At 58.6% G+C, this 23,999-nt stretch carries 12 protein-coding genes; 3 read left to right on the top strand and 9 right to left on the bottom strand.

Going from position 1 to position 23,999, the window contains the following annotated elements; translation table 11 throughout:
* Positions 1 to 23: 23 nt before the first annotated feature.
* Positions 24 to 641, bottom strand: coding sequence for an HAD family hydrolase (locus tag M2361_RS16435; protein WP_259250642.1), 618 nt, complete (start codon positions 639 to 641; stop codon positions 24 to 26).
* A 1,407-nt stretch (positions 642 to 2,048) separates the two neighbouring features.
* Between M2361_RS16435 and M2361_RS16430 the strand changes: the two genes are divergently transcribed.
* On the top strand, positions 2,049 to 3,185 hold the full coding sequence (locus M2361_RS16430) for a hypothetical protein (protein WP_259250641.1): 1,137 nt from the start codon (positions 2,049 to 2,051) through the stop codon (positions 3,183 to 3,185).
* Positions 3,186 to 3,414: 229 nt separating this feature from the next.
* Here M2361_RS16430 and M2361_RS16425 read toward each other — a convergent pair whose 3' ends face one another.
* The gene (locus M2361_RS16425) at positions 3,415 to 3,813 is read right to left on the bottom strand and encodes a hypothetical protein (RefSeq protein ID WP_259250640.1); all 399 of its coding nucleotides are present in this window, start codon (positions 3,811 to 3,813) and stop codon (positions 3,415 to 3,417) included.
* Positions 3,814 to 5,544: 1,731 nt separating this feature from the next.
* Between M2361_RS16425 and M2361_RS16420 the strand changes: the two genes are divergently transcribed.
* Positions 5,545 to 5,862 (top strand): helix-turn-helix transcriptional regulator, encoded by a 318-nt coding sequence (locus M2361_RS16420; protein ID WP_259250638.1) that lies wholly within the window; start codon positions 5,545 to 5,547, stop codon positions 5,860 to 5,862.
* Complete coding sequence (locus M2361_RS16415) at positions 5,859 to 7,136, top strand: type II toxin-antitoxin system HipA family toxin (RefSeq protein ID WP_259250636.1); 1,278 nt, start codon at positions 5,859 to 5,861, stop codon at positions 7,134 to 7,136. The genes M2361_RS16420 and M2361_RS16415 overlap by 4 nt, the downstream gene beginning before the upstream one ends.
* A gap of 264 nt (positions 7,137 to 7,400) precedes the next feature.
* On the opposite strand, the gene brxL is transcribed toward M2361_RS16415, so the two are convergent.
* The 7 genes from brxL to brxC are packed head-to-tail and all read right to left on the bottom strand — an operon-like array spanning position 7,401 to position 23,988.
* Positions 7,401 to 9,500 (bottom strand): BREX system Lon protease-like protein BrxL, encoded by a 2,100-nt coding sequence (gene brxL, locus M2361_RS16410; RefSeq protein WP_259250634.1) that lies wholly within the window; start codon positions 9,498 to 9,500, stop codon positions 7,401 to 7,403.
* A gap of 4 nt (positions 9,501 to 9,504) precedes the next feature.
* The gene (locus M2361_RS16405) at positions 9,505 to 12,027 is read right to left on the bottom strand and encodes a PglZ domain-containing protein (RefSeq protein WP_259250633.1); all 2,523 of its coding nucleotides are present in this window, start codon (positions 12,025 to 12,027) and stop codon (positions 9,505 to 9,507) included.
* On the bottom strand, positions 12,024 to 13,832 hold the full coding sequence (locus M2361_RS16400; protein WP_259250632.1) for a DUF262 domain-containing protein: 1,809 nt from the start codon (positions 13,830 to 13,832) through the stop codon (positions 12,024 to 12,026). The genes M2361_RS16405 and M2361_RS16400 overlap by 4 nt, the downstream gene beginning before the upstream one ends.
* Complete coding sequence (locus M2361_RS16395) at positions 13,829 to 15,724, bottom strand: BREX-1 system adenine-specific DNA-methyltransferase PglX (RefSeq protein WP_259250630.1); 1,896 nt, start codon at positions 15,722 to 15,724, stop codon at positions 13,829 to 13,831. Before M2361_RS16395 ends, M2361_RS16400 begins: the two co-directional genes overlap by 4 nt.
* Entirely contained in the window at positions 15,721 to 17,613 is a 1,893-nt protein-coding gene (locus M2361_RS16390; RefSeq protein ID WP_259250629.1) for a BREX-1 system adenine-specific DNA-methyltransferase PglX, read from the bottom strand. Before M2361_RS16390 ends, M2361_RS16395 begins: the two co-directional genes overlap by 4 nt.
* A 10-nt stretch (positions 17,614 to 17,623) precedes the next feature.
* The gene (locus tag M2361_RS16385; protein ID WP_259250628.1) at positions 17,624 to 20,344 is read right to left on the bottom strand and encodes an ATP-binding domain-containing protein; all 2,721 of its coding nucleotides are present in this window, start codon (positions 20,342 to 20,344) and stop codon (positions 17,624 to 17,626) included.
* A gap of 2 nt (positions 20,345 to 20,346) precedes the next feature.
* Positions 20,347 to 23,988 (bottom strand): BREX system P-loop protein BrxC, encoded by a 3,642-nt coding sequence (gene brxC, locus M2361_RS16380; RefSeq protein WP_259250627.1) that lies wholly within the window; start codon positions 23,986 to 23,988, stop codon positions 20,347 to 20,349.
* Between the last annotated feature and the right edge of the window lie 11 nt (positions 23,989 to 23,999).

The following is a 23,999-nucleotide window of genomic DNA, read 5'->3' as shown; positions in this document are numbered from 1 at the left end:
TGCGTGGGGACGCGGGCAATCAATTAAACAAGATGGAGTACATCACTTAGCGAGCGGAGAGAGTCGCTGCTAGCTGGCGTGGATGCCTGCCTATTCAAGTGATAGCCATGTATGCCGAATTTGCGAGGCCCGACCATATCGGCGTCCATGGTGTCCCCTATCATCAAGACCTCTTCCGGCCGGCAGCCAATCCCATCACAAAGATATTGATAGATTTCTGGCTGCGGCTTCACAGCGCTGGCTTCGTACGACCAGGCGCAGAAGTCCGGCTGGACGGTCAAGAGTTTTAGCACGGGCGGTCCATACGGCGCGGCGAGGTTGGAGCAAAGCGCTACTTTGATGCCCCGGTCTTTCAGGGCGGCCATTGTGGGAATGGCATCGTCGAAGAGAGAGATGGACTGGATCTCGTCATGCAATTCGGCTTCCAACGCGCATAGGTCGTCTTCGCTGACCATTCCGCCAAACAAACTTGCGGCTTGTCTGAGGTCCAACACGTTGCTCATTGCCAGAATACCGTCGTCGCGTTGTCGCTGACGGCCAGCTTCGTGTAGCAGCCGGACCAACTTTCGAAAGGGACGAGTGGGCCGCTCGATGCGGACCAATGTTCCAAACACATCAAATGCTACAGCCTTGATTGCCATCGGAGCTCCGGTTTGTCAGAGTTCATGTCCACGGGGAGGTGGGGCGGGTGGAGGCAAGCTTATCGCAAGGGTGGTTTTAGCGGCGAGACGGCCGGGCGGAGTTAAAAGGGGGCGTGAATGTGGGGGCTGATGTGCGGCTGGAAATAAAGGTGTCCGCCCACGCTACAAAATTCAATTAGCCGAATTGAAGTGTGGTGCTTTGCAGATTCCTGTGAGGAAGGGGGGCTATACCCAGTTTGGGTATGGTCGTACCCAAATTAGGTATGTTGCACCGAGCCTGTCAGCGACTCCAACCTCCGTGCCAACTTCCACAAGCAGGCTTGTGAATTCGGCGCACGTTTTGCGGGGTTTGGGCAACGCAGTCTGGGCGAACTCCATGCCTCAGAAATGAGAAGGCCCAAACATGTTGCCGGACTGGCCGGTGACAGAGGTTTGGGCGCGATTGAGCCGATTGTTGTCTGTATAGGCTTGGGGCGTCAAGCTGCCGGTGGGTGTGCCTACTAGGTGCTGGTAGCCCTTTCTTCATCTGGTATCGGCCAGTTCGCCCGGCGAAAAATACCACGCTTTTTTTTGTTTGAATGAGGTCGGCGGAGGTGTCTCGCGTGGGACTACCTCAGTCAATTCGCTGGGTAGGGCAATGCTATTGAGGGGATGATGCGATGGGGACGAAGCGTGTTTAACGCGCGTCACATGAGGAATTCTGGTGCCCGGGGCCTGCACACCAAAATGCTCTCAGGGCCTTATTCTAAGCGGGTCTCGGGAAAGGCGCCAGTCCGCGGGCACGTGCTGGGGACATCCTTCATCCAAATTCCTGACCCTCTCTCTTTCGACGAGGTAGTTTCTTCCAAATGTGATCGGTTTTGCCTTGAGCACTCATGGGGTGCATGGTTTCATTGACGCATCGCAACTCACTCTGTTAGTCAGACCATGTCATCCACCAAGCGCCCCGCCCCTCGCAAACCCCGGACGTTCCCTGATGTCGAGCTACTGAACCGGGCCGACTTGATGTGCGGCCTGGATATCACTAAGTCTACGTTGCACCGATGGGTGGACGACGGATACTTGCCCGCGCCGCACAAGCTCGGGACTACGCCGTATTGGCGCCGGGAGACGATCATGTCCTGGATCGACGCCAAATGCCCTGCTATGACCTTCACTGTCGAGTAACAGTCACCCTAAAGCGAAAGGCCCGCTCTGGCAGGAGTGGGCCTTTCTTGGCATGGCAGATACGTCATGCTGGTGTGGACACAGAAGACGGGAGCTTCTATGTCGTATGGCAATTCTACTGGTGGCGATTGGCCGCTCGCAAGCAGCTCTGGTCGAAACTGTAGGCCTATCGCAGCCAAGAGTTTGGCTGCCTACCCGGCGCCAGCCTGGGCTAAATCCTGGGGCGCAGCCGCCATCGAGATGGTTGCCGAAATTTGGCGCAAGGCCCACGCCGATCATGCACAAGCTGTAGCAGAGAGAAGGGCGGCCGCCGAAAGCCAGGCAGTAGTCCATGCTCAACGTACTAGCAAGCAAACAAAACGCAGAGAGAAACCCGAGCAGTCAGATTCGCTCTTCGCGGTGCATCGGCGTCTGACGGCGCTCGGACGCAGTAGGAAGATGGTCGACACGGAGCGAGCCGTTATGGCCTTTCACGACAGCATTCGCGCCAGCGGATTCAGGACAGCAGTGCTTACGTCCTTCGATATGGAGGGCAATCCGGTGTTCGGCCCTACCCGTCGCTATTGCAGCACGTCCCATCGCCTACGTTGCGTGAGAGCGGTTCAACGGAATGACGCCCTGGCGCGCGATGCCTTTGCCAAAAGTCGCGGCATCAAAGTAGACCTCAACGCCGCCTTTCGCCGGCAGATACAAACCAGAGTGGCAGCTTACTACTACCGGGCTCTAACCGGGATCGTTGCGGGCCAATGTACCGGGCTGAAGGTCTACACAATGACGCTGACGCTTGACCGGAAGTGGCACGGTCGACCGCTAGCGGACCAGTTCAAAGAACTCAAGCGGGCCTGCAAGATGCTGGCCGATCGGCTGCGCCGTGCAGGTATTTCTTGGGAGTATGTGAAGGCTGTCGGCACCCACAGGGCCACTCTTTGCCCACACTTGCACTTGATTGTCACCTTGAGGCCAGGCACGTACAGAGCATTTCGTCGGCATGTGCGGGAGTGCTTTCCAGGACTCCGCGGCGTCAATATGAAGCAGGTTTACGACGCTGCCGGGGCCGCGAGCTATTTGCTTCACGAGTTGCAGGATCTAGATGGATCCGTGACTCGTACTGTCTGCCGAGAAGCCAGAAGCAGATCGGTGAGTTTCTCAGTCGGTTGGCCTGCCGCTGCAGAACGCAACGGGCCCGCTTTTCGCGCGCATGTTGCGTTGAAAACCAACCAATGGGACGCTAGCAACCGTCCACGGTTGCGGCGGTGGGTCTTTGCTCCGATACCGCCACTTGAGGGGGGAAAGAGTTGCTCCGAATTGATTTCGCATCAATCCGAGTTCTCTGGGTTAAGTGTTTCGACCGGCGGGGCCTGCTTATGCGCCACCTGAATCGCCCCTGGAGGGCCCTCGCATCCGATCCGCTCGGAGCGGTTTCACGCGTGAAACTCCGACCTCAGCCATAAGAGTCGGTGTTTTTGCGGAGTCGCGCGACATCGCCATATCGAACCGGCTAGTAGCTAAGCCCCTTCCTGGGGCTGATGGGTTTCACGCGTGAAATCCGCTGACTTGTTCCGGGGACAAAGTGATTGGCAAGCAAACACAAGATGGCAAGGTCGACTCAGAGTATCCGGCATTCAGCCGCACGGGAAAATGTGCGGATGATCTGAGACTGCCTGAACATCGGCGTCAATTTGCTCAGGTGTGACGGCTGCATGACGACGATCCGGGCGATGTAGTCGACGGTGCGATGCGAGTCATCGAGCGCAGCATTGCAGAAGGACGGCCTATTCAGTTTCCCTAGGCGGACGGGAGAGCGGTGAAGCGGTGGACCTGGCCTCGCCGCGCCTCGCCTCTCTTCCACCTTCCGGGACACCTCAGGCATCGCTTGAGCGTGTGAAAATGGAAGGCGGAGGGTCATCAAGACTCGCTTGGAGCTTGGCGCGAACAAGCGGTCGTAGCTGCGCGCCGACTCCTCACTCTCGAATTCAGAGAGGATCGAGGAGAAGGCAGTGCTCATGGCATGCTTCAAGTGATGTTGCATTCCAAGCCATAGGATTCAAGGACAATCAATGTGGCCTCAATCGGGTGCTGCGTGCCCTTAACCCTTGGAATGGTCACGTGCTTGAAGAATAGTGCGGCAAATTGCATCGCGAGCGATTTGCGCTGGCACCGAGCCCGCGGGTGAGAAAACATTAAAAGTGCCTACTACTGCGTGCCCTTGCTTTTGAGTGTGGCCTGCGATCCCTTTGGAAAGCTGATAAAAATCCAATTTGTCTGGTTTGGAAAATGTAATCAGCCGGGAAAACTTGGAGAGGTGGCTGCTCTCATTCGGGAACTGTAATCCAGTTTTTCACCCGCGACATTACATTGTTTTCCAGAATTAGACACGCACCCGCTAACAAAGACGAACACAAGGCTCTGGCGGAATTTGATGGCCATTCAAGCGAAATCTTGGGGGGCAGGTAATGCAGTGGCTGTAATCGTGTTCTCAAATTGAATATAGTTGATCCATCGGCAATCTCGCTCGTGTGTTTAGGCCGTTGGGGGTGCCAGCTTTGCTCCTCGGGTTGCACTGGTTTTGACGAGCACGAGCTCGACCCCGGTTTGGGTAGCCCGATCGGAGCCATACCGACTACGAACTCGATCCGTCCGATTTAGACGAAGTGCCAGGCCGTCAAATTATCTGGAATGGGCGCACTAGACTCGCAGCCGTGAGAAACGTCAGAAAATACTAAATCCGAAAATCAATTTCACTGTCGGTTCAAAATTCAGAAAAATCGGTTCATTTACATTTGTTGTCTAGATTAATTATGGCTACATTACACTGGTGGTACCACAAGTGGGGTTGGGTCCCCAGGCAGAGTGGCGAACCATAAACGTAGTAAATCGGCTTAATCAAACGCACAACCAACCTGAAAATTCAGACTCTCTCGAACGCGATCCGGAATGGGATGAGGATGAAAGCTATACCACGATGCCAACCCTTGCAGCGCCTTCCCAGCACCCCGCCAGATCAAGGACAAGACGCGAGTTTTGTACCTCTCTTACGTTAAAACTCTGTGCAAGAAATTCCTCGCGGTGTGTTGCCCGAGGCTCATATGGGGGGTGTGCAGTCCATTGATCTCGTTGGCTACTTGATAGCCCGCGCACCCAGCATCAGGCCCAAAACTTTCATCAATTACCGCAGCGGGCTTTCGTATTGGATCAACTCGCTTTCAGAATCGGCCGAGGCGCGCCATGCACGGCTGGTCCTGCAGGTCGGGGTCCCTAAGTCAGGGTTCAAGGGACCGAAGCCAGGGAAAACCTCGACTCTATATCGCCTCGCTCGAGCAGGCCGCGGACCTTCAAGCTTCGGCAGTTCGAAGCGCTGATCGTCGAGTTCAATAGGCGTACCGCACGGGGTGCTGATCGCTGTAATGGCAATAGGGCATCCGAGTAGATGGTTTGGTTGCAGGCGGGCCTAGCCAGTGGCTTGCGCCCAGTGGAATGGGAAGCGCTGAATGGCTGGACCAAAGCAGGGGGCAGTTGCCACTGAAACGGCGGTCACGCGCGAGCGGCTGCTGGCGTTGGCTCGTTTCAGGACGCGAACGGGGTCATCTATCCCGACCTGGCTGGCCTGATGCAACGAGCAGCCGGGCGTGAATTAGTGAAGTTTGCTGCCTAAAATTAGATGAAAGCATCAACGTGAGAAGGGAGGTTCTTACATATAAGAGAAGTGAAATTCCCATTTCAAATGAAATGGCCTAAAATGAGCAAAATATTTCACATGCCAGGCGCCATGTACGCTAGTTACCGTGATCCGCTCATCGAAACGCTGCGACAGACCCGAAAAAAACTGGGCCTCACCCAGCAGGCACTTGCTGACCAGGCCGGCATCAGCCGTAGGGCGCTCGTGGCGATTGAGGGGGGAGGCGACTGCAGTCTTTCGACCCTCAGACGTCTGATGCGAGTGCTCAACCTTGAGCTGACCTTGTCTCCCGCCGAGTATCGGCCCCCGAACCTGGAGGATATTCTCCAGGAGAACGAAGCCGGTTTCGGGCAGTCGTCATCGAGGCCGAGAGCATGAAGCTTGATATCTACGTTCAGAACCGCATGGTGGGAGTGCTAGAGCAGACGGGTCTCACCTCGTATGTGTTCACGTACCTGCCGGATGTTCCGCGGGAACTGGCCGTTTCGCTGCTCATGCCGCCGCGTACAGCCAGCTGGAACAGCCCCTTTCTGTTTCCCGTCTTCCAGGTGTCGTTGCCCGAAGGGGCGTTGCGTCAAATCCTGGAGCGAACCTTCGCCAAGAATTTCGACAAATTCGGGGATATGGAGCTGCTGGCCATCGTGGGAGAGACCCTGATTGGCCAGGTGAGGGCGGTGCCACACGGCCAGCAGCCGTCCAAGCGCAGTATGCACGAAGCCCTGGAGAGCCTGCTGTCTGCGGATCTCAAATCCATTGTGCAGCATTACCTGGGTGAAGACAGCCGCGGGCCGGGTGTTTCCGGGGGCTTCCTCAAGTTCTTGGCGCGCAGCCCCGTCGAGGGTGATGGGGTGAAGCGCACCCTGGCTATCGATCAGTGGCTAGTGAAGTTGAATGACCCCGACCGCGACGACATCGTGCTGCTCGAACACTTTGGCATGATGGCTGCGCGCGAGATGGGGCTCGACGTTCCCGAAACCCACCTGGCCCGCGATGCGAGCCGCATTCTGGTTCATCGGTTCGATCAGGGCCGGGACGGCGTTGCGAGGGGCGTCGAGGATATGTGCGCGCTGACTGGGCAGCCGGCCCGCGACAAGTTCAGCGGGTCGGTCGAGCGCATCGTGAAAACCATCCTGGCGTTCTGCCCAGGCGCCGCAGGCCAGGGAAGCGCGGAGCTCTTCTACGCTCAGTATTTGCTGGCCGCCACCATTCGCAACGGCGACGCTCACCTCAAGAACTTCGGCTTGCTGTATGAGCCAGGCCAATCGCCGCGGCTTTCACCGGTGTACGACATGTTGACCATGGCTGCCTACGCTCCTCGCGACAACTTTGGCGACGCGAATGACGGCATGGCCCTGACGCTCGGGGGCACGAAGAGCTGGCCAACAGCTGATGCTCTGAAGTTGCTTGGAAAGGTCTGCGATATCTCGACGCCGCGGCAAAAGCAGTGGCAAGGGCGGATGGGCCAGGCGCTCATCAAGACCGCCGGCGCTGTGGAGCAGTTCCAGGCCGATAACCCAGATGTGGCGTTTGCGCACGCCGCGCGTATGGTGGAGTTGTGGGCTCACGGCATGCGCCAGGTCGACGCCGTCATTGCTGACGAGCTGATGGAGCGTGCGCACCAGCTCGAGGGCCAGGCCGCAGGCCCCGCCTAACGCTCCCGGGACGCTTAAGCGGAGGGCGAGAGGCAACTTGGCCCAAAAGAGCCATTCGTCCTAGCGTGTGCGCCACGCCACGCCACGCCCCGCCCTCGTCCCGCGGCGTTCATGCGGTCACAAAATGCAGGCAACGCTCGGCGACATTATGGCGAATATCGAAGCCGAGGTTGCAATCGAAGACGCACGCTCATGCCAGCCGAACTTCGTACTGGTCGGCTGCGTGGCCTAAACGGCACACTGATAGTTCAAAGGTGTCTCCCTCTAATGTGAGCGAAAAATATCCACCTTGGTTTCCAGACATTTGCGCAAGCTTAAGTCGGTTGCTCCAACTTCGAACCACCCCCCTGGCTTCTGATAGAAATCCAATCCGCGCCCAATTTTTATGATCCAGCCGTTATCCAGACGAATCTCACGATCATGGATGTTCGGATTAAGCTTCACCTCCAGCTCTACATCCAACTCCACCAAGCTCTGTTTCAGCTCATCGAGTTTTTCGGCGATTTCGGCCAGTTGGGTTTTATCGTCGTAACCGGTAATCAGGTTGATTTTCTTCACCGTACCGGCCTTTAGCATCGTCTCGCAGAAGCGCACGAAGTTCTGAATCTGGTGCTGCAGGCGAATGTACGGGTCTTCAATCACGACGGACTTAGCGCCTTGCAGATAAGGGCCGAGGATCGATTCATAGCTGTGCCCGGTATCACCATAGAGGATGGTGAAGTGCTGTTCCTTGAGTTCGACTGGTGCCGGTGCTGTCTTCGCCGAGGCTGGCTCCGCTGATACTAGCGTCGGTACTGTTGGAGGCTCGTGTGTAGCAGGGGCCAGCGGCACGGCCGTGCGCACTTCGACTGCCTCGGCAGTTTGTCCACCCGCCAGATTCAGACGACGGCGCGCAGGCTCTTGCGTGGCCGGCGCATCCTTCGACTCCGGGCAGAACACCACAACTTCCTCTCCGCTCGCTTTTAAGTAAGACAGGTCGATGCGTGCAAACTCGTCGTCTGGTTTTCGCTTGTTCATCTGCTCCTTGACGCGGCGGCGGCACTCCGTGGCATAGGCCACGTATTCCTCGAACTCCTCGTCCGTCGGCGGCCCGTTCGGATGCAGCACCTTCAAGAATGCGCAAACGGTTTTCTTGATTCCTTTCTCGTCGCGCCCTTCAATCGATTTCCCGAGTCGAATGCGCTTGCTCACTTCCTCATACCGATTCGTGTGCTTGAACTGGTAGTGGAAAGCTTCGGCCAAGTAATCGGTGATGAAGCCGTAGTTGCTGGTCAGGAACGCGCTGCTGTTCTTGGGCATCTCCCAGCCTGGGATGTACGCGGCGAAACGATCCATCACCGCCAGGTCGAGTTCCGGCGGCAAGGGCTGAAACAGGTCGTGCTCGTTAGAGTTGACCACCTGCTGTACCGACACGTCGATGTTGCCGACAAAGCTCAAGCTGGCATCGGCGATCACCTCGGCTCCGCGCGAGAAGCGCCCGTTGGCCATGAAATCCTTCATGATCTGGATGGTGTCCGGATCACGCACCTTAATGCCACCGACTTCATCAAAGGCCACCGTATCCCAAAACCCAACCAGGCCCACCTTGCGCCGCGCGTTGTTGTAGAACAGTGTGGCCTTGGTCGCCTGGCCGCCCGAGATCAAGGTCGCGTAGGGTGAAAACTCGCTGAAGAAGTAGGACTTACCCGTGCCGCGTGGCCCTAACTCGATGTAGTTGTAGTTGGGCTCCACCAAAGCGGCCAACCTGGCGATGAAGTGCATCTGCACGCGCTTCGAGAGCTTGCTCGGTTCCAGGCCTACTGAGCGCAATACCGCAACGATCCACTCATCACGCGTGAAGGCCGATCGGCCTTCTGCGTAGCGGCCAAAATCGAATCGCGTCAGTTGGATCGGTCGCAAGTCCTCAATGGAGAACGCATAGTCGTCTTCATCAATGTCGTTGTGCGCCAAGGTGACTTCGGCCCAAATGCCGCCTTCTAGCAAGCGATCGTTGTCCCGGTAGAACTTCTCTGCAATAGCGATGCGTTGCGAGTTGAAGTTTTCCAGGGAAGCCCAATGGCGCTTTTCCTTCTCGACATAGCGAACATGCACCTTGTCGATGAAGCGGTGCTTGCCTTTTGTGGCCACCTTGGACTGCGCGGCGTTGGCTTCATCTGGCCGTACATAGTTCTCCTGTAGCGACGAGAGCACTGCTTCCATGCCGGCGTCCATCTCAGCCTGGTCATTGCTGGCGCAGTACTTGGCAAGTAGGAACTCTAGGACGAACGTCGGGACGTTGGTGCCTTTCTTGATCCGGTGCAGCAAGTCCTTGCGCAGCACCTTGCCATCGAAAGTGGCGTTCAGTTTTTTGTCGAGTTCGTCCATGGGCTTACTCCGTATAGTCCGTTTCAAGCGCCAGATTGCTGTAGGCCGCCAAGGTCGTTGGGTTCAACGCCACAACCTTGAACTTGCCCCTGAAATCCTCATCCATTCGCAATGCAATCTGTTTGCGCTGGTTTGGCATCAGGGTCACCGTTCTCGTCGCAGGGTTCACATCACCACCGGGGCGCGGCTCTCCCACGACATTACCCTTGCTGTCCTGGGCCTCAAGCAAGATTTCCACGCTCATGTCGTTCGACAGCAAGTCCGCCACCAACATCACCTCGATCACGGGCAGGAAGGTGGTGATGCGCTTGGCGCCGTTCTTGTAGCTCAGATCCATCAGGACCTTGCGCGGCTCAGCATCGGCTCCGCTATCCAGCCGGGCGACCAGCACCGGAACAACCGCCTCCGCCAGCGAAGCCCCGCCATGAAAATAAAGATGGCCAGAGCGGTACGGCGCCATACTGCGCGGCAGCGCCACTTGCGCGAAATCGCCGCGAATACCGACCTTGTCAGCGCCAACGATCAGGCTATGGCTATCCGCCGTGCCGTTGCCCAGCATCATGCGGTCATGGGCATTTAGCCATTTCCCCTGCGGTTTCACGCACACATCGCCAGCTTCTGCCTGGGCATTCAGGAAGAAACCGTGATCGGTCACGATGACAGCCTCTTTGAAGCCCATGCGACTCAGTTTGTGCAGTGCCACGCGGATCAGCTTGAGCGTGCCGGGGATCAGACCCAAGGTTGTCTCGGGATTGTTTTCCAGTTGACTGTCTATTTCCGTAGAGCGCAGCACCAGCAGATCGACCGTCTCGGCGATCTTCGGTTTGCCCCGCACAAAGTCGCTCAGCGGCATTTCCTCGAAGCGATCGCCATACCGCTTGGCCAGCACACCCATGCGCTGCGCCACGCTTCCTACAGGTTCGCCGTCTAACTTGGGCACCAGCGAATCGTTCTCCAGCGCCAGGGCCAGCCCGGTGCGGGCATTGGGCAACAGGCTGGCCATGCCGACCAAGGTGATGGAGGGCAGCTGCGCATACGCCACCTGTAACTCAACAGGGCCATCCTCGGTCAGCAGCTTTTCAAGCGCCACGCCCAATTCGTAGCGCAAGGCATCTACCATCAAATACGCCACCTTGCGGCCACGCTCCTTGAGGCGGTCAGCCACAAGGCGATCGAAAACATCGGCGTTGGCCAGTCGACCAGCAGGCGGCCAGCCTGCCGTTTCGATGTGCTTGACGAAGATGCCTTGCACCTTTTCCGCCAGGCGGCGATATCGCGCACGTGCCTGGTTGATGACCTCGTGCATCAGCCCATGCTGATCGAGAAAATCGCCCGCGGCCTGCTCAAACTCACGCTGCAGACGATCTGCCTCGCGCAAACTGTTCAGATAGAAGTCGATCAACTCCGCCTGCGATCGCGCATGACCAGGCAACTGGCGTTCGAAGTCGTCGCAGGCTTCCACCAAGCTCAGGCCCGAGCGCACCAGTTCCCACTGTGCCTGGCTTTCTCCTTTACCCAGCCAGACTGAGCCCTTGTGCCTGGCCAGCACTCGGCGTGTGGCATCCGTGTCGTCCGTGACGATGCCCTTGATGGCGGCGCGCAGGAACGTCCGCTCCTCAAAGGGAAAGGTATCCCGCTCGCCCAGGTCTTCCAGAGAACCGCACAGCTCAACCAGATTGAGTTCCTTCTCTATGGTCTCAGCCCGGTCGATGTAGGCCGCACGTGCTTTGGGATCATTGCGCAATTGGTCGCACACCCCTTCGACGATAGGCCTGGCCTCCGGCGGCGCGTGCGGCACGCCATTCAGGGCATCGGGCAAGGCCAGGGGCAAATCAAAAACGAACTCACTGAACAGCACATAGCGCCACAGTTCGTCCGCCAGTGCGCCCCAGGTCTTGCCACGTGTTTTCACGCTCAGTCCCAGGGTCGCTCGCAGGAAGTCGCGTGCCTCCTGTACCCAACCTTCCTGGACCTTCAATGCGTCGATCTGCTTGGCGCTGGGCACCAGAAGTGCAGCCAAAATTTCGCGGCCCGATTCCACCTGCAATGTGGCTCGCAACTGGGGCCAGCTTACGCCGCCGCCAATCGCGTCAATGACTGCAAAAGTCGGCCCGGAGGGCGACGTAGCAAACACCTGGCGGATCTCAGTGGCGTGGTCCGGCCTTGCACGTAAGCACAAGCTCAGGTAATCGTCACCATCATCTTGCGGGAACACCGCGCCGCATTCCGCATACAGGGCAAATGGATCTGCTTGCTTCTGTTCGTCGGTTTCCGGGCGCTTGGCAGGCACATAGATCAGCACAGCCCCCAGCGGCGCCTTGGGCTGGCCCACATCGCGCAGTGCCAACAAAGCAGCTTCGCGGCTTTCGATGCTGCTCTCGGATGCATCCACCACCCGCACCTTGTCAGCCGCCAGATCTAAACACTGCTCACGGTAGCGCTTGTCGGCGTCATACACCACCAAGGCGCCAGCTTGCATCAGACGTGGCCGCAGTACGCCTTCTCGGATAAATTCTGCAATCGTCATTTGTCCTCCCGCAGGCTCAGGATGGACATCACCTCCTTGAGCATCTTGTCTGTTCGCGCCGTAATGGCGACCTCGTTCCACTCATCTCGACTGGCCAAGTCGGCATTCAGATACAAGCCGTTGCGGTAACCGATGAAGTCGCCCTGGTCGTTCTTGCGATCCCGCTTTTTCAAGAATTCCATCGTGCCGAGCTTGGAGTTGTAGCCACTCAGTGTCAGATTGCCGAGCTGGTGAGCACAGCGCTCGCGAATGGCCGCCGCAGTGTCTTTCTGCTCCCCTTCGAGCATCGTCACCCAGCCCGGCCCTAAGTTTTCGGTCTTCGGCAGGATGTGTTCGACGGTAAAGACGGGGCGATCATTGGCGTCATGCGCCCACAGGTCGCGTTTGTTTTCTCGGGTTTGGTGTGTCTCTTCCAGCTTGCATAGCATGAACCGCGTGGCCTCGTAGTTCTCAAGGTACACATCGCCCTTAAGGCGCGACTCACAAACCTCCTGCGCGGCTGCCCGTGCCAGCAGCCAATCACCGGTCTGCTGAACGAAGCCGTCCAGCGTCGTGATCTCGCCACTGCGAATCTGCGTCAACAAGTAGCCGACCAGTTCCATGAACATCGGGTCTAGTTCGCGGGTAGGCGGCATATCGGTGAGATTGCGCCAAAAGAACCACTTGGTGAGCAAAGTGGCCAGACGGCTCACCGCATCACCCTCGGTCCATTTCTTGCTCTGCGCCACCTGGCTAGCCCACAGCAAGAATGCGTAAGCCGGCGCGGCTCCCAGGCGCTGAAGGTCTTGCAAGGCCGCTGCGGCAGCGTCGCCCCATTCCGCGCGTGCAACGATGGGATTGAGCAGCGCCGAGTAGGTTTTGCCCTTGGCCTGAAGTGCGCCGAACAGCCACACCGGGCGCTTGCGCAGCAGGGTGTCGTAGATGGTGATCAGGTTCGAGCGTGTGGCGCGGGTGCAGCCTTTGACCTCGACCCGCTTGAGGTACTTGAACATGTTGTACAGCTGGCGCAGGAAGCGCTCTTGCACTGCTGGGTCGGGCAACAGGTCAATTAGGTCTTTCCATTCGTCAAACGCCCGGTCGATGCCGTAGTCTGGGCGCTTGTCCAACTCGGCTAGCAGGTTGTTCTTGATGATGTCGATGGCCGAGAGCGGGATGCCTCGGTTATTGATCGACTCGAACAACATGAAGGCATCGGAATGGCTGCGCACCTCGATCTTGACCAGCATGGCCGCTTTAAGCTTTTCCAGCAGGGCCAATACGCTGTCCTGGCTCAGCCCTTCAAGTCGCTCGCAGAAGTAACGGTAGGCGCGTGCAATGCGGCGGTTGCCGAAATTGCTCAAGCCCTTCGGCGCTTTCACATGCTTGGGGAACAAATCACTCAGCACCTTCTGGAAATCGGTCTTGTTCTGCGCCTGCTCGCTAGGCTCCAGACGCCACTGGCCAGACGCGCGGACAAAGATGCGGCTCTCCAGGTTGTCCAGCTCTACCAGCAGACGGCGATCCGGATTCGGAATGGCATTCAGCTTGTCGTAGAACGCACAGAACAACAGGCTGATGGTGGTGAACCGTTGCTGGCCGTCGATCAGCTCCAGCCGGCCACCGGCCATGCCATCTTGCTGGGTGTTCACACAGATGATAGAGCCCAGAAAGTGCCCACTGGGCGACTCTTCCAGGTCATTGAATAGCGCGTCCCAGTTCTTGCCGCCCCATACATACTCGCGTTGGTACTTGGGAATGAAGAACGACGTCGTCCCATCGGGGCTGAAGTAGAAGCTGACCGGCAGCGCTTTGACGTCCTGAATCATTCATCGCCTCCGGTCTTCTTTCTGCCGCGCGCCTTCTTCGGCGCTGCCTCAGGCTCGATGTACAAATCCTCCAGACCATGCGCGATGGCGAGGCTCTTGTCGGTCTTGCACTTCTCGCGCACGCGCTCGGGCCAGTAGTTCATGGCCAGGTGCGCCCAGTCGTAGTCGCCTTTTTCCAGCTTGGCCCAAGTATCCTTGAGCACCTTCTGCCAAGGTTTGTGGCGAAACAGCGACCACAGCGGCGCGGCGCTGATCTGCACGCCATCATCGTGGTTGGGCTTATAGCTGGGCGCGAGCTTGAGCAGGGTGTCGCGCAGCTCGATAAGCTCCAGCTCGAAGGCTTGCAGTGCTTCGAACTGCTTTTCTTCGTCTCGTGTCCTGGCCGAACCCTTGTTGCGCAGCGCCGTCACTTCGTCGCCGACTTGCTTGAGCTTGGGTTCGACGAAATCATTGATCGCCGTGTACAGCGTCTGGCTGGTAAGACTGGGGTAATAGACCCACAGGGTGTAGCTGCCAGACGTGGTGGACAGCGGCCAGTAGATAGGCGCCTTGCGGCGGCTCTTGGAGTAACGCTGCAGATGAAAGGCAAAGAAATCGCGCTGCATCCAGCGGCGCACATCTTCCGGCACGGGAGCCCTGACACGGGTGAGCACCTCTTCAATCAGCCGCACCGGGTCATGCGGGTGTCCTTGGTCGTCAACCAGGATGCCTGGGTGCGCATGGAAAGGTGCGGCACCGTCCGGAAGCATTCCGGGGCTCTTGGCGGGCAGCGGATCAAAGGGTTCTGGTTCGGTAGGTACTGCGCGCTCGCCAGTGGCCAGGCGCCAGTCGAAGCGTCCGAAGGCCACACCGAGGGCCCAACTTAACAGGCCCGCCGTGTGGTCGATGGTGGAGGCGCTGTCTTCGTCGTCGCTGGCCTCGTCGTCCTGGCCATCGCCCGCTTCGGAATCTCCCTCGTTGGCTGCGCCCTGTCTGGCGTGCACCGCTGCGCGGTCAGCCTCGCTGAAGCCATAAAGGTCGAAGGCGATGGCATTAATCTCCACCTGGATGCGCCCCAACTCTGCTTCGATAGCGAGCGAGTCGTAATCGCCCAAGCGAGAGCGCAGCGCGGTAGGCAGTGCATACGCATGAGAGGTTTCTTCGATGGTGTCCAGGGTGCGCTTGAGCGACCATGCACGTTTTGCAAGTCTTTGCAGCGCCTCTGCATTGGCTGTAGTCGGTTCAGCCCATGGCAACATCTGAAGCACGCCGACGATAAACTCTGGATACCCAAACCTTCCAAGAGCAGTTTTGAAAATGTAATCGAATGCTGCGCTGCTAAACAAAGCAAGTGTGGCCAACTCGCATCCCTCGGCTGGAAAAGCGGAGTAGCCACGCACAGAAAATACGCATCCTGCCGGCATCAGCTGCGGCGAGAAACGATGGGCACGAAGGGGCCACGTTATGCCGGAGCGAAAGTAGTAATCGGGATTGCGAATTACGCATAAAGGAAATGCAGTCAGTTCAGCACCGTCGTCCATCCAGTTGATAGATAGGTGAACGTCTGCATAGAACGGGGAAAAAGCCCCCCCTTTTGCAAAAGGTCTCCATTTCGGGGCAATTTCGTCGCAATCAACTTCCCACCAGTCCCGCAAGAATCTGAAATCATCAGAAGTTTGCAGCCCAACTCTCACCGTTCGCCCATCACCTTCAAATCGAGGAAGACGCTTGAAAATTTCTCTGATGTCGTCGGAAACCCAATAGGCAAATGGTTTTCCAGGCACTGCATCGAAAGACTCCGGTGCAATCTCGAAAGTCCTGCAATCCACTCCACCCTGACGAAGAGCTTGGCAGGCTGTAAGAAGAGCTGCTGATTTATCCTCTTCACCCAGGAGGCGCAAAAAGTGGCTCATGCTTTTTTCTCCAACACATAGGCAGCAGCCTCGACCATTGCATCGTCCATTACGCCAAGACCAAAGTCCGCCATGACTTCTGGCCTGGCAATCCCTAACACCACGTCCTCGCGCCATTTCTGGAAGCTGGAGAGGAAGAAGCAAGTGCGCGAGGTAATGGCGCCGATGCGTCCTCCAGCGCGCAGCAGTTCAAGGCCACGCTCGACCATGATGGCCAGCAGGTCGTTCTTGCTGCGCGGGTAGGCTTTGGCGAGCTGGTTCTTGGTGTTGGCGGCCAGCGCGCCGAACGGCGGATTCATTACCACCACATCAAACACTTCACGGCATAGATCGATAAGCCGCAGACCTTGCAGGGCATCCTGTGAAAAAAGGCGTCCCTGATACGTTGACTTGCCTGCCTGGGCGAACTCAATGAGTGCCGTGCGCAACCTTGCCTCTGCTTGCTGCCAGTTTTCTTGCTCCTGTTGAGCAAACAAGCCAGTACCCTTGCCGACATAAACCTGGCGGATCAAGCTCGGCAACTCGCGTTCGACCTGGAGCAGCACGCCCAACTCCGGCAGGCCCTTAAGTAGTTGCAGGGTCTTCTCAAATAGCTCGGCATCGCGCTGATCGAGGTTCGCCGCAAACTGCTCGCGCAGCTCACGCTCTGCCGGCGGCGCAATGGCGGCGACCACATGACCGCGCCCGATTAGCGGGCGGTCTTTGGCCTTCACCCCGGCATCGTGCCAAGCGCGCTGCGCCCGCAGCCACAGCGCCAGCGAGGCGATCTGCGCGGCGCGCGGATCAATGTCCACGCCGTAGATGTTGTGCTCGATGACCAGGCGCGGCACATCGCGCAGGAATGCCGCCTCGTCCTCATAGGTCTGGCTCAGTGGCTTCAGTGCCGCCTGAGGCTGAGTCGAGACATCCAACGAGCCGGGGCCATGCTGTTGTTCCCAGGCCCAGGCTTCGCGGTAGATCTCGGCGAACAGGTCGAAGGCATACAGGCCGAAGTGCATGGAACCGCAGGCCGGGTCCAGCAGCTTCAGGGCGCGCGGGTCGCGCAGCTTGGTGGCTGCTTGAGGCGTTTCGTCCGGTTTCACCAGCAGGTATTGGCAGCGATCGCGCAGATCGGTGGCCCCGCCCGTAGCGTTGAACCAGAGTCGTCCGAGGGTGTTGTCCACCAGGAACTCGACCACGTAGCGCGGCGTGAAGAACTGGTTACGCACCGCCAATTCGCGGCTGTTGCGCGGCGCCTGGCTGGCGTCGCGCATGGCCTTGCGCTCTTCCTTGGAGTTGAAGTACTGGTAGATCCAGCCGATGGTTTCGTCCTCGCTCCACAGCGGGGCAATGTCGGCATCGTTGATCAGGTTCAGCACTTGCAGCAGCGCCGCCTCACGCGGGAACAGGCGGCCCTGCGGTGAGTAGCGGTCGAACAGGCCGGGCAGGTCTTGGGCGAGCTCATCGAACACGCTGAACAGGTACACGCGGTAGGCATCGCCGGTTTCGCCCAGGCCGGTGCCGGCCAGGCGCGCATAGAGCTGAAAGCCCTTGGCCTGGAAACCGTTGCCGACCGATTCGACCAGCAGGCCGCGTGCTTCGGCCATGCGTAGCGCGGCCAGGCGGTTGAGCACTGTGAAGGCCTGCTCGCGCACGATGCGATCCAGACCCTGGGTGGCATTCATGTCGCCGCTGGCGGTGAAGTGCGCCAGGGTATCTCGCAGGATACGAGCGGTTTCGCGCTGGGCGTCGTTGATGTGGCGCAGGCTGGCCAGCTCCGCCACAGTGCCCGAGTTCGGGTCCATGCCGTAATCGTTTTGCAGCTGGCGGGTGAATTCCTCTTCCAGCACCCGGCGCGCGTCGTTGACGAAGCGCTGCAGGCGGTTTCTTGTTGTTTGGTCGAAAGCCATCAATCGATTCCTATTGTTCTGTGCCTGCTTGCTGTGAACCGGGCGCTTGCCAATCCTGTCCAAAGTGAGCGCGCAGGCTCTCGATGGCGGGCGGCAAAGCGCCGTCGCAGGTCACCCCCAGGTAAGTGGCAGCACGCGTGGTGCCCACGTACAGATATTTGTCGAAGAGCGCGGGATGCAGTGCAGCAAGCTGGTCGATGCCCACGAAGAACACCGCTTCGAACTCCAGGCCCTTGATGTGCTGGATGTCGAAGACACGCACATTGCTTTCCTGGCCCACTGCTTGCCCCTCGCGGCAGGCAATGACCTGGATGTTGTGTTCGGACAGGGCTGCGTTCAGCGCCTCAGCCACTGGTGCCACGTCGTCTTCGGCATTCACGAAGATGGCGGTGGATGGCAATTGGCCGACGAAACGCTCGATCTCTCGGATGCGGTCTGCCAGCCAACTGACCACGATTGCTGTGTCTGTGGCGTGTTCCAGGAGCGCGGGCGCTACGCCGCCACTGTCCACATGTGCAGGCAAGCTGGCGTTCTGCTCGGTGCCGCCGACGGCACGGATCATGGCGCGTGCCAGATCGTTCAGCTGCTTGCTCTGCCGGTAGGAGACGGTGATCTCTTTGATGTCGAAGTCGGCAAAGACCCACTTCATTTCGTCAGCAGATCGCGCGCCCCAAGTGGTCAGGCGTTGGTTGAAGTCGCCGCAAGCAAAGAACGAGCGCAGCCGTGGATGCGCCAGGGCTGCCATGCAGGCAAGCTGGATAGGTGAAAAGTCGGTCGCCTCATCCACCAAGACCTGGTTGCGGTAGTGCCCCAGGATGGGCTGGAGTGCCGACCACGCGGGGCTGTCGATATCCCGCAGGACGTTAGGTCGGCTGATCAGGTCGCCTGCGGCGCGCAGGATGGCGAGAAGCACAATATCCAGTTCGAGCGGATGGATATCGCGGGCTTCGAAGCCTTCTTTGCGATACCAGTTATCGGCTTGCTGGCGATCGCGCCGAAACGCGCGGTAGCGCTTCGGAATGCCGTCGAGATAGCGCTTGACCGGGTTCACGAAGCGGCGCACGTTGGTCTGCACCAGCAGACTCGCACCCACACCGCCACGGTCGGTTTCCGTCAGGCCGCGATCGGCCAGCCACTCGATGATCTTGCCGTTGCGCGACGTCTTGCTGACCGCTCGCTTCGAGGCTGCGGCCCGCGCTTGGGCACGCACGGCTTGCATGTAAGCATTGAGGGCCGCAGCACGGCCGGTGCGCGGTGTGGCGCTGTCTTCTTCCTCATCGGCATCGAGGTCGTCTTGCTCGTCGGCGTCGGTGGTCTGGACTTGTTGTAGGCCGTCGATAAAGCGTGCCAACTCATCCAGGAACGCCCTGTTGCAGTTGAGTTGGAGGTTGAGCGCGGCTTTGATCTTGCCGTCTGAAGCTTCCTTCAGGCTGTTGACGAGCGCCTGTACTTTGGGAATTTCGGCTGCCAGCGATCCGAAGGTGGACGCTGACGCGCCATCACTGGCTTGCGTCAGGATACCGTGCAACCGCTCACCCAGACTCTGGACTTCTGGCGCCTTGGCCTCGCGGAGCATGCTGGCCGCTTCATGCAGCTCTTGCACATAGGCGTTGCGCTGCCAAGTGTTGAAATCGTCGAACCACTGAATCGGGCGCTCCAGCGCCTCCTCACTCAGGCTCGGCAGGCCGTCTTTCAGGACATAGCTGCCGCCACCCGATGCGGTTCTGAGAACGCCGAAAGCGTTTCTGGCAAGTTCGCGCCGATAGTCCTGCCAGGTTTTGATGCGCTGATCGGACGCTGGAACGTCTTCACGAGCGAAAGCCTCCTTGAGGTACTGCTTGAGCAACTCGGTGGGCGTGAACATCAGCCAACTGTTGGCGTGGACGGTGCCCTGAGCAGTAGCCACCATCTCGACCAAGCGCTGCTCACCTTCTTCCAGAAAGGCGGTATCGAGCTTCTGGCCCAGGCGACGGATCAGGGTCGTCGTCTTACCTGTGCCAGGTGGGCCAAGAATCAGCAAGCGCTTGTCGAGTGGAAGGCGGAAAATCTCATCCTGGTATTGATCCAGAACGGGCTGGTCGCGCAGCCCCATCTTGGTGATGACACTGCGACGCACGCCGTCAATGATGTTGGCCTTGACGGTTTCTTCAGCCAGCAGTTGGCCCAAAAGGTCTTCAGTGACCTCTTCTCCAACAACTTCAGTCAACAGCGCCCGCAGCGACTCGATGGTGAGTGGGCCAAAGTGTTCGGCTTCCACCACGGTGTTGCGCGAATCCCAGCCATCAGCCAGTGCGGAGGGGCGGAGTTGGGCGCGCTCTAGAACTTCGACAGTATCGCCATTCGGCAGGGTGAACTCGGTACCCACTGACAGTGACGCCAGACGACCGACTGGCGCGCGATAGCTGGCCAGATTGGGAAAGCCTGTTATCGGCGTAGTGCGGCAGATGTAGTACGTGCGCTCTTCACCTTCCTCGTCCGCGACGACAACACGAGCAATCGCTGGCTCCCATTCCAGCACGGCATAACTGTCTCTGTTGGCCTGGTTGATTTGGTCAAGGCGCTGCACGGTCGCGCCGGACGTCATGGTGTTGATGCTCGCCATGACATCGGAGCCGAGGGCTCGCCCATCGTGCAGCTTGCTCTTTGCAGCAGCAGCGATGCTGCCAAGCTGGGTCAGTGCTTCCTCTGCAAGGTGTTCGATGTGTTGCCTGGACTCTTTGGACACTTCCATCGTTAGCTCCCGCCCGTTCCTGGTTGATCGCTGAGCACCAAAGACACCTCGATCTCGGAGTAGAGGCCAAGCTGTACCTTGATTTCATTGAGCTGTTGGATCAACGCGTCGATGTCTGCGGCAGAGGTCATCTTCACTGGCACCGCGATTGACTTGCTGAGTTTGGCCGGACCTTTCTCGCCAGTTTTGGCCCTCTCTTCCTCCATGCGCTGGCGCAGGCGTTCCTGGCCTTGACGCTGGATCGACCGCTTCAGATCGTCGAGAGTGCTGTTGATGTCGTAGTCGCGCGCCAACAGTTTTTTGAGTCCGGCCAGATCCTGCGGCGCTGCGAGCGTGAGCCCGTCTAGACGATTCACGGCATTGCCACGTTCCTCCTGGGTGAGTTCTTCCCACTCGGGGATACGTTGCAGGTCTTCAACGCCATCCTTCAAACGCAGCTTTTGCTGGTCTGAGAGCGTGATGACCGCATCGCGCACGCGGCCCTTCAAATGAGTGAGCTGTGAGTTGAAGTCTGCGGTGTGTTTGTAGAAATCTTCTTTGCCCAGGCGCTCCGACAGGGTTCCCAGGTCTTCGGCAAGTTCGCGGCGCAGCTCGCCTGGCACGCCGGTGTCCGGCAAGGCTTCGATGTCGCGGCGGTGGGCTTGCAAGTCGCGCAGGGTGGCGTCAAGGCCGTTGTCCAGCACCCGTTTCACTTCCAGCGACCACTTGAGGTTGTCGTAAATGGCGGAGGCCTCGGCGCCCAGGCGCTGCGGAGCATCAGAGGCATCGGTGAACAGGACGTCGGCAATGTCCTGGTTCAAGGTGCGAATACGGTCACTGCCTGCCAACCCAAGGCCAACAAGCTTCTCGGCCAAGGAGCCGTAGTCGTGCTGAAAGCGTGGGAAGTGCTTCGTCGCCGCCTTGCTGATCTCTTGTTCCAGCGGGATCACCATGTCACCGACCAGTTCAGAGAGGCGCTCAGCCGCCCGGCCGAGGGTTTCGATGGATGGACGCTCGTCGCGAAGTGAAACGCCGATTTGCTTGAACGAGTTGTTGGTTTTCAGGGCGTCGATCGCCTGCTGCCCAGCCGCCGTGACTTCACGCCCAGAGACTTTGAGCTTGATTTCACCGGCCATGAGCATGGCGGCCACGATGTAGCGCGTTGTATCCGGCGACCAACCAAACGGGTCGCTGCCGAAGTCGTCAAGCAGGCGCTTTCCATCGACCGTACCGCGTTTGTCGATGTAGTCGCGGATGCTGATCATCGCCTTGTGATCGGTCTTGAACGAGGCGCGCCCCGCTACGGTTTGCACCAGTCCGAGCGGGTCCAGCGTGCTGCTGATGGCTGCGGGGTTGGCAACCTTCAGGAACTTCTCGGCGGTGTCGGTCCCGGCACGCACCGGCGCTTCGACATAACGGTCGAAGACCTGGTCTGCGACGTCTGCAAGCAGCTTCTTGGCTGCTTCCAGCAGGTCGGCGTTCAACGCCGATACGGCAGTGGCTTGGCCTCGAAATACGAACGAGCCAGCCTGCAGGGTTTGTTTGATCTTGCTCTGTAGTTGAGTCGCAAGCTTGGCGGCGCGATCAAGCTGGCCTGAGCAGTAGTCCTTGACCTCTTGGTCGGGTTCGTTGCGATGCAGCTCGGCGATGCGCTGGCAGCGGTAGATTTCATTTGCCAGGTCGTCGAGGTCGGCATTGGAGCGGGCCAGCAGACCAATGACATTGCGACCGGCGCGACTACGGGAGTCGTCCAACATCCGATGCTTGGATGCCTCGTAATCACTGGCAGGCACCCGTTCTACAACAGTCTGGATGACATTGTTGTCACCAGCCAGACTGGTGGTGGCGCTGCCAGCCTGGACTTTCAGGCCCGTTGCGACGGCCATAGTCCCGTGAAGGCTGACTCGGGGAAGCGGGTCGAAGGACTCGCGCAGCGCATCGTTGAAAATACGCTTCACATCGACGGTACGCAGCGCAATGGCGCCGCGCTCTTGTTCGATGTCACGCAATTTTTCACTGAGAAAGATCAAGCTGCCATCTTTCTCGCCCAGCGGCACGTGCACGTCGCCAAGCATTTCCTCGACGGCCTTTTTGACCGTGTCGAGTTGCGAAGGCGCGGTAACAGATGGGTGCATCAAGCTGGCGACGTTCTGCACCGACACAGGCAGATTGCCCAGGATTTGCAGCACAGCGACGGACTTGGCGATGTCTTGATGAAGTTGCGAATCTGGGAAGCGAATCTGTACTTTGCCGACCGCCTGGTGGATGGAAGTGAAGGCGCGACGGATATCCTTTTCCAATTCGTCGTACAGAGTGACAGTGGTAGCCAGCCAGCCTACAGGCTGATCGGCCATTGCCTTGGAGCCACCTTCGCCCTTCAAGACGTCCTGGATCACCTTGATTGCTGAGCGCAGACCGATACCACCGGTAGATTTGGCTAGCGCACCCAGCAGGTGCAGCAAGATGTCAAAGTGCGCCGGCAAGAACGGGTACAGATTGGTGAAGCTTTCTTTGCTGAAGTCCGCGTCGTAATACTTGGCGTCTTGCAGCTTGGTGTTGTGTCGCAGCGCCTGGCCGTGGGCATCGAACAGCTTGCCTAGTTCAGTCTCCCCCGTTGGCGATTTACCGAGCAGGCGGCGATAGCAGATCTCCTTGATGTCACTCGACTCAAGGTCAATCTGGATCGGGAAACGGTCCTTGAGTTTGTAGAGCTTGTCGGAGTTCAATGCGGCGCGCGGGTCGTCCTCCGTCAGCGTCTGCTGCGCGGTAGAGATGATCCATGCCTTTCCGTCGCCCAGGCGCTTGAGATTCTTCGCCAGGCCATCGAGGTTGAGAATCAGGTTGTCGCGTGAGGCGACGTACTGTCCGACTTCGTCGACGATGAAGATGATGTTCTGCTTGCCGCTCTTTTCGCGAACGATGTCGATCATCTCCTGCACGCGCTGGTCTTCGAACTGGAAGAAACCCTCGGTGCTGGACGAGAAGGACTTGGCTTCCGGGAAGAGTGCTGGGTACATTTCGTGGGCGATTTTTGGGATCAGCCCGTCGATAGCCAATGGGTTGTTTTGCACGCGCGTCCAGGTTGCGCCTGGCAGCGCTTGGGCGATGCGATCGTGCAACTCGGGCGTTCGACCATCTTTCTCGACCATCCGCTCGAATGCGGCGACCTTGAGGTTGCGCGAGTAGCCAGCCCACTGCAGTACCTTGAAATAAAGAACGGTGGAGACATCCTCCATCGTGGCGCCGGCGAGCATTTCGCTGGCAAGGTCAAGCATGACCACAGCGGCCGGGAAACGCTTCGCGACAGTGGTGAGGAGCGCTTTTGTTTGGGGCTTGTGAAGACGGTCTTGCAAATAGTTGATGAACGGCGTGCCGTCGATGGTGCGCTGATCATCGAACGCCAGGCCGAGGTACTTGGTGAACGAGCTCTTGCCCGAACCATAGAAGCCAGAGACCCAAACGCCCACTTCGTTTTCGCCACCGGATTCCATCGCGAGTTGCATGCGATCGAGGAGCTTGCGGAACTGCTCCTCGATGCTTTCGGTGACCACGTACTCGGAGATCTCGGCCTTGAGGCGACCTTCTTGCGAGGCGCCATAGGTGATGACCTTCTCGATGGTCCGGTAAATGTCCTTGCTTGGATCGAAGAGTGAGCGAATCGTCATAGATTTGTCCC

Source organism: Achromobacter sp. JUb104 (genome assembly GCF_024806975.1).
Classification (GTDB): Bacteria; Pseudomonadota; Gammaproteobacteria; order Burkholderiales; family Burkholderiaceae_B; genus Achromobacter; species Achromobacter spanius.
This window is presented reverse-complemented; position numbering and strand designations above follow the sequence as displayed.

Bases quoted from the DNA above. Each gene is read 5' to 3' on its own strand.
- M2361_RS16425 (WP_259250640.1), bottom strand. From the start codon at position 3,813: ATGAGCACTGCCTTCTCCTCGATCCTCTCTGAATTCGAGAGTGAGGAG.
- M2361_RS16405 (WP_259250633.1), bottom strand. From the start codon at position 12,027: ATGACGATTGCAGAATTTATCCGAGAAGGCGTACTGCGGCCACGTCTG.
- M2361_RS16435 (WP_259250642.1), bottom strand. From the start codon at position 641: ATGGCAATCAAGGCTGTAGCATTTGATGTGTTTGGAACATTGGTCCGC.
- M2361_RS16415 (WP_259250636.1), top strand. From the start codon at position 5,859: ATGAAGCTTGATATCTACGTTCAGAACCGCATGGTGGGAGTGCTAGAG.
- M2361_RS16390 (WP_259250629.1), bottom strand. From the start codon at position 17,613: ATGGCTTTCGACCAAACAACAAGAAACCGCCTGCAGCGCTTCGTCAAC.
- M2361_RS16400 (WP_259250632.1), bottom strand. From the start codon at position 13,832: ATGATTCAGGACGTCAAAGCGCTGCCGGTCAGCTTCTACTTCAGCCCC.
- M2361_RS16385 (WP_259250628.1), bottom strand. From the start codon at position 20,344: ATGGAAGTGTCCAAAGAGTCCAGGCAACACATCGAACACCTTGCAGAG.
- brxL (WP_259250634.1), bottom strand. From the start codon at position 9,500: ATGGACGAACTCGACAAAAAACTGAACGCCACTTTCGATGGCAAGGTG.
- brxC (WP_259250627.1), bottom strand. From the start codon at position 23,988: ATGACGATTCGCTCACTCTTCGATCCAAGCAAGGACATTTACCGGACC.
- M2361_RS16420 (WP_259250638.1), top strand. From the start codon at position 5,545: ATGAGCAAAATATTTCACATGCCAGGCGCCATGTACGCTAGTTACCGT.
- M2361_RS16430 (WP_259250641.1), top strand. From the start codon at position 2,049: ATGGTTGCCGAAATTTGGCGCAAGGCCCACGCCGATCATGCACAAGCT.
- M2361_RS16395 (WP_259250630.1), bottom strand. From the start codon at position 15,724: ATGAGCCACTTTTTGCGCCTCCTGGGTGAAGAGGATAAATCAGCAGCT.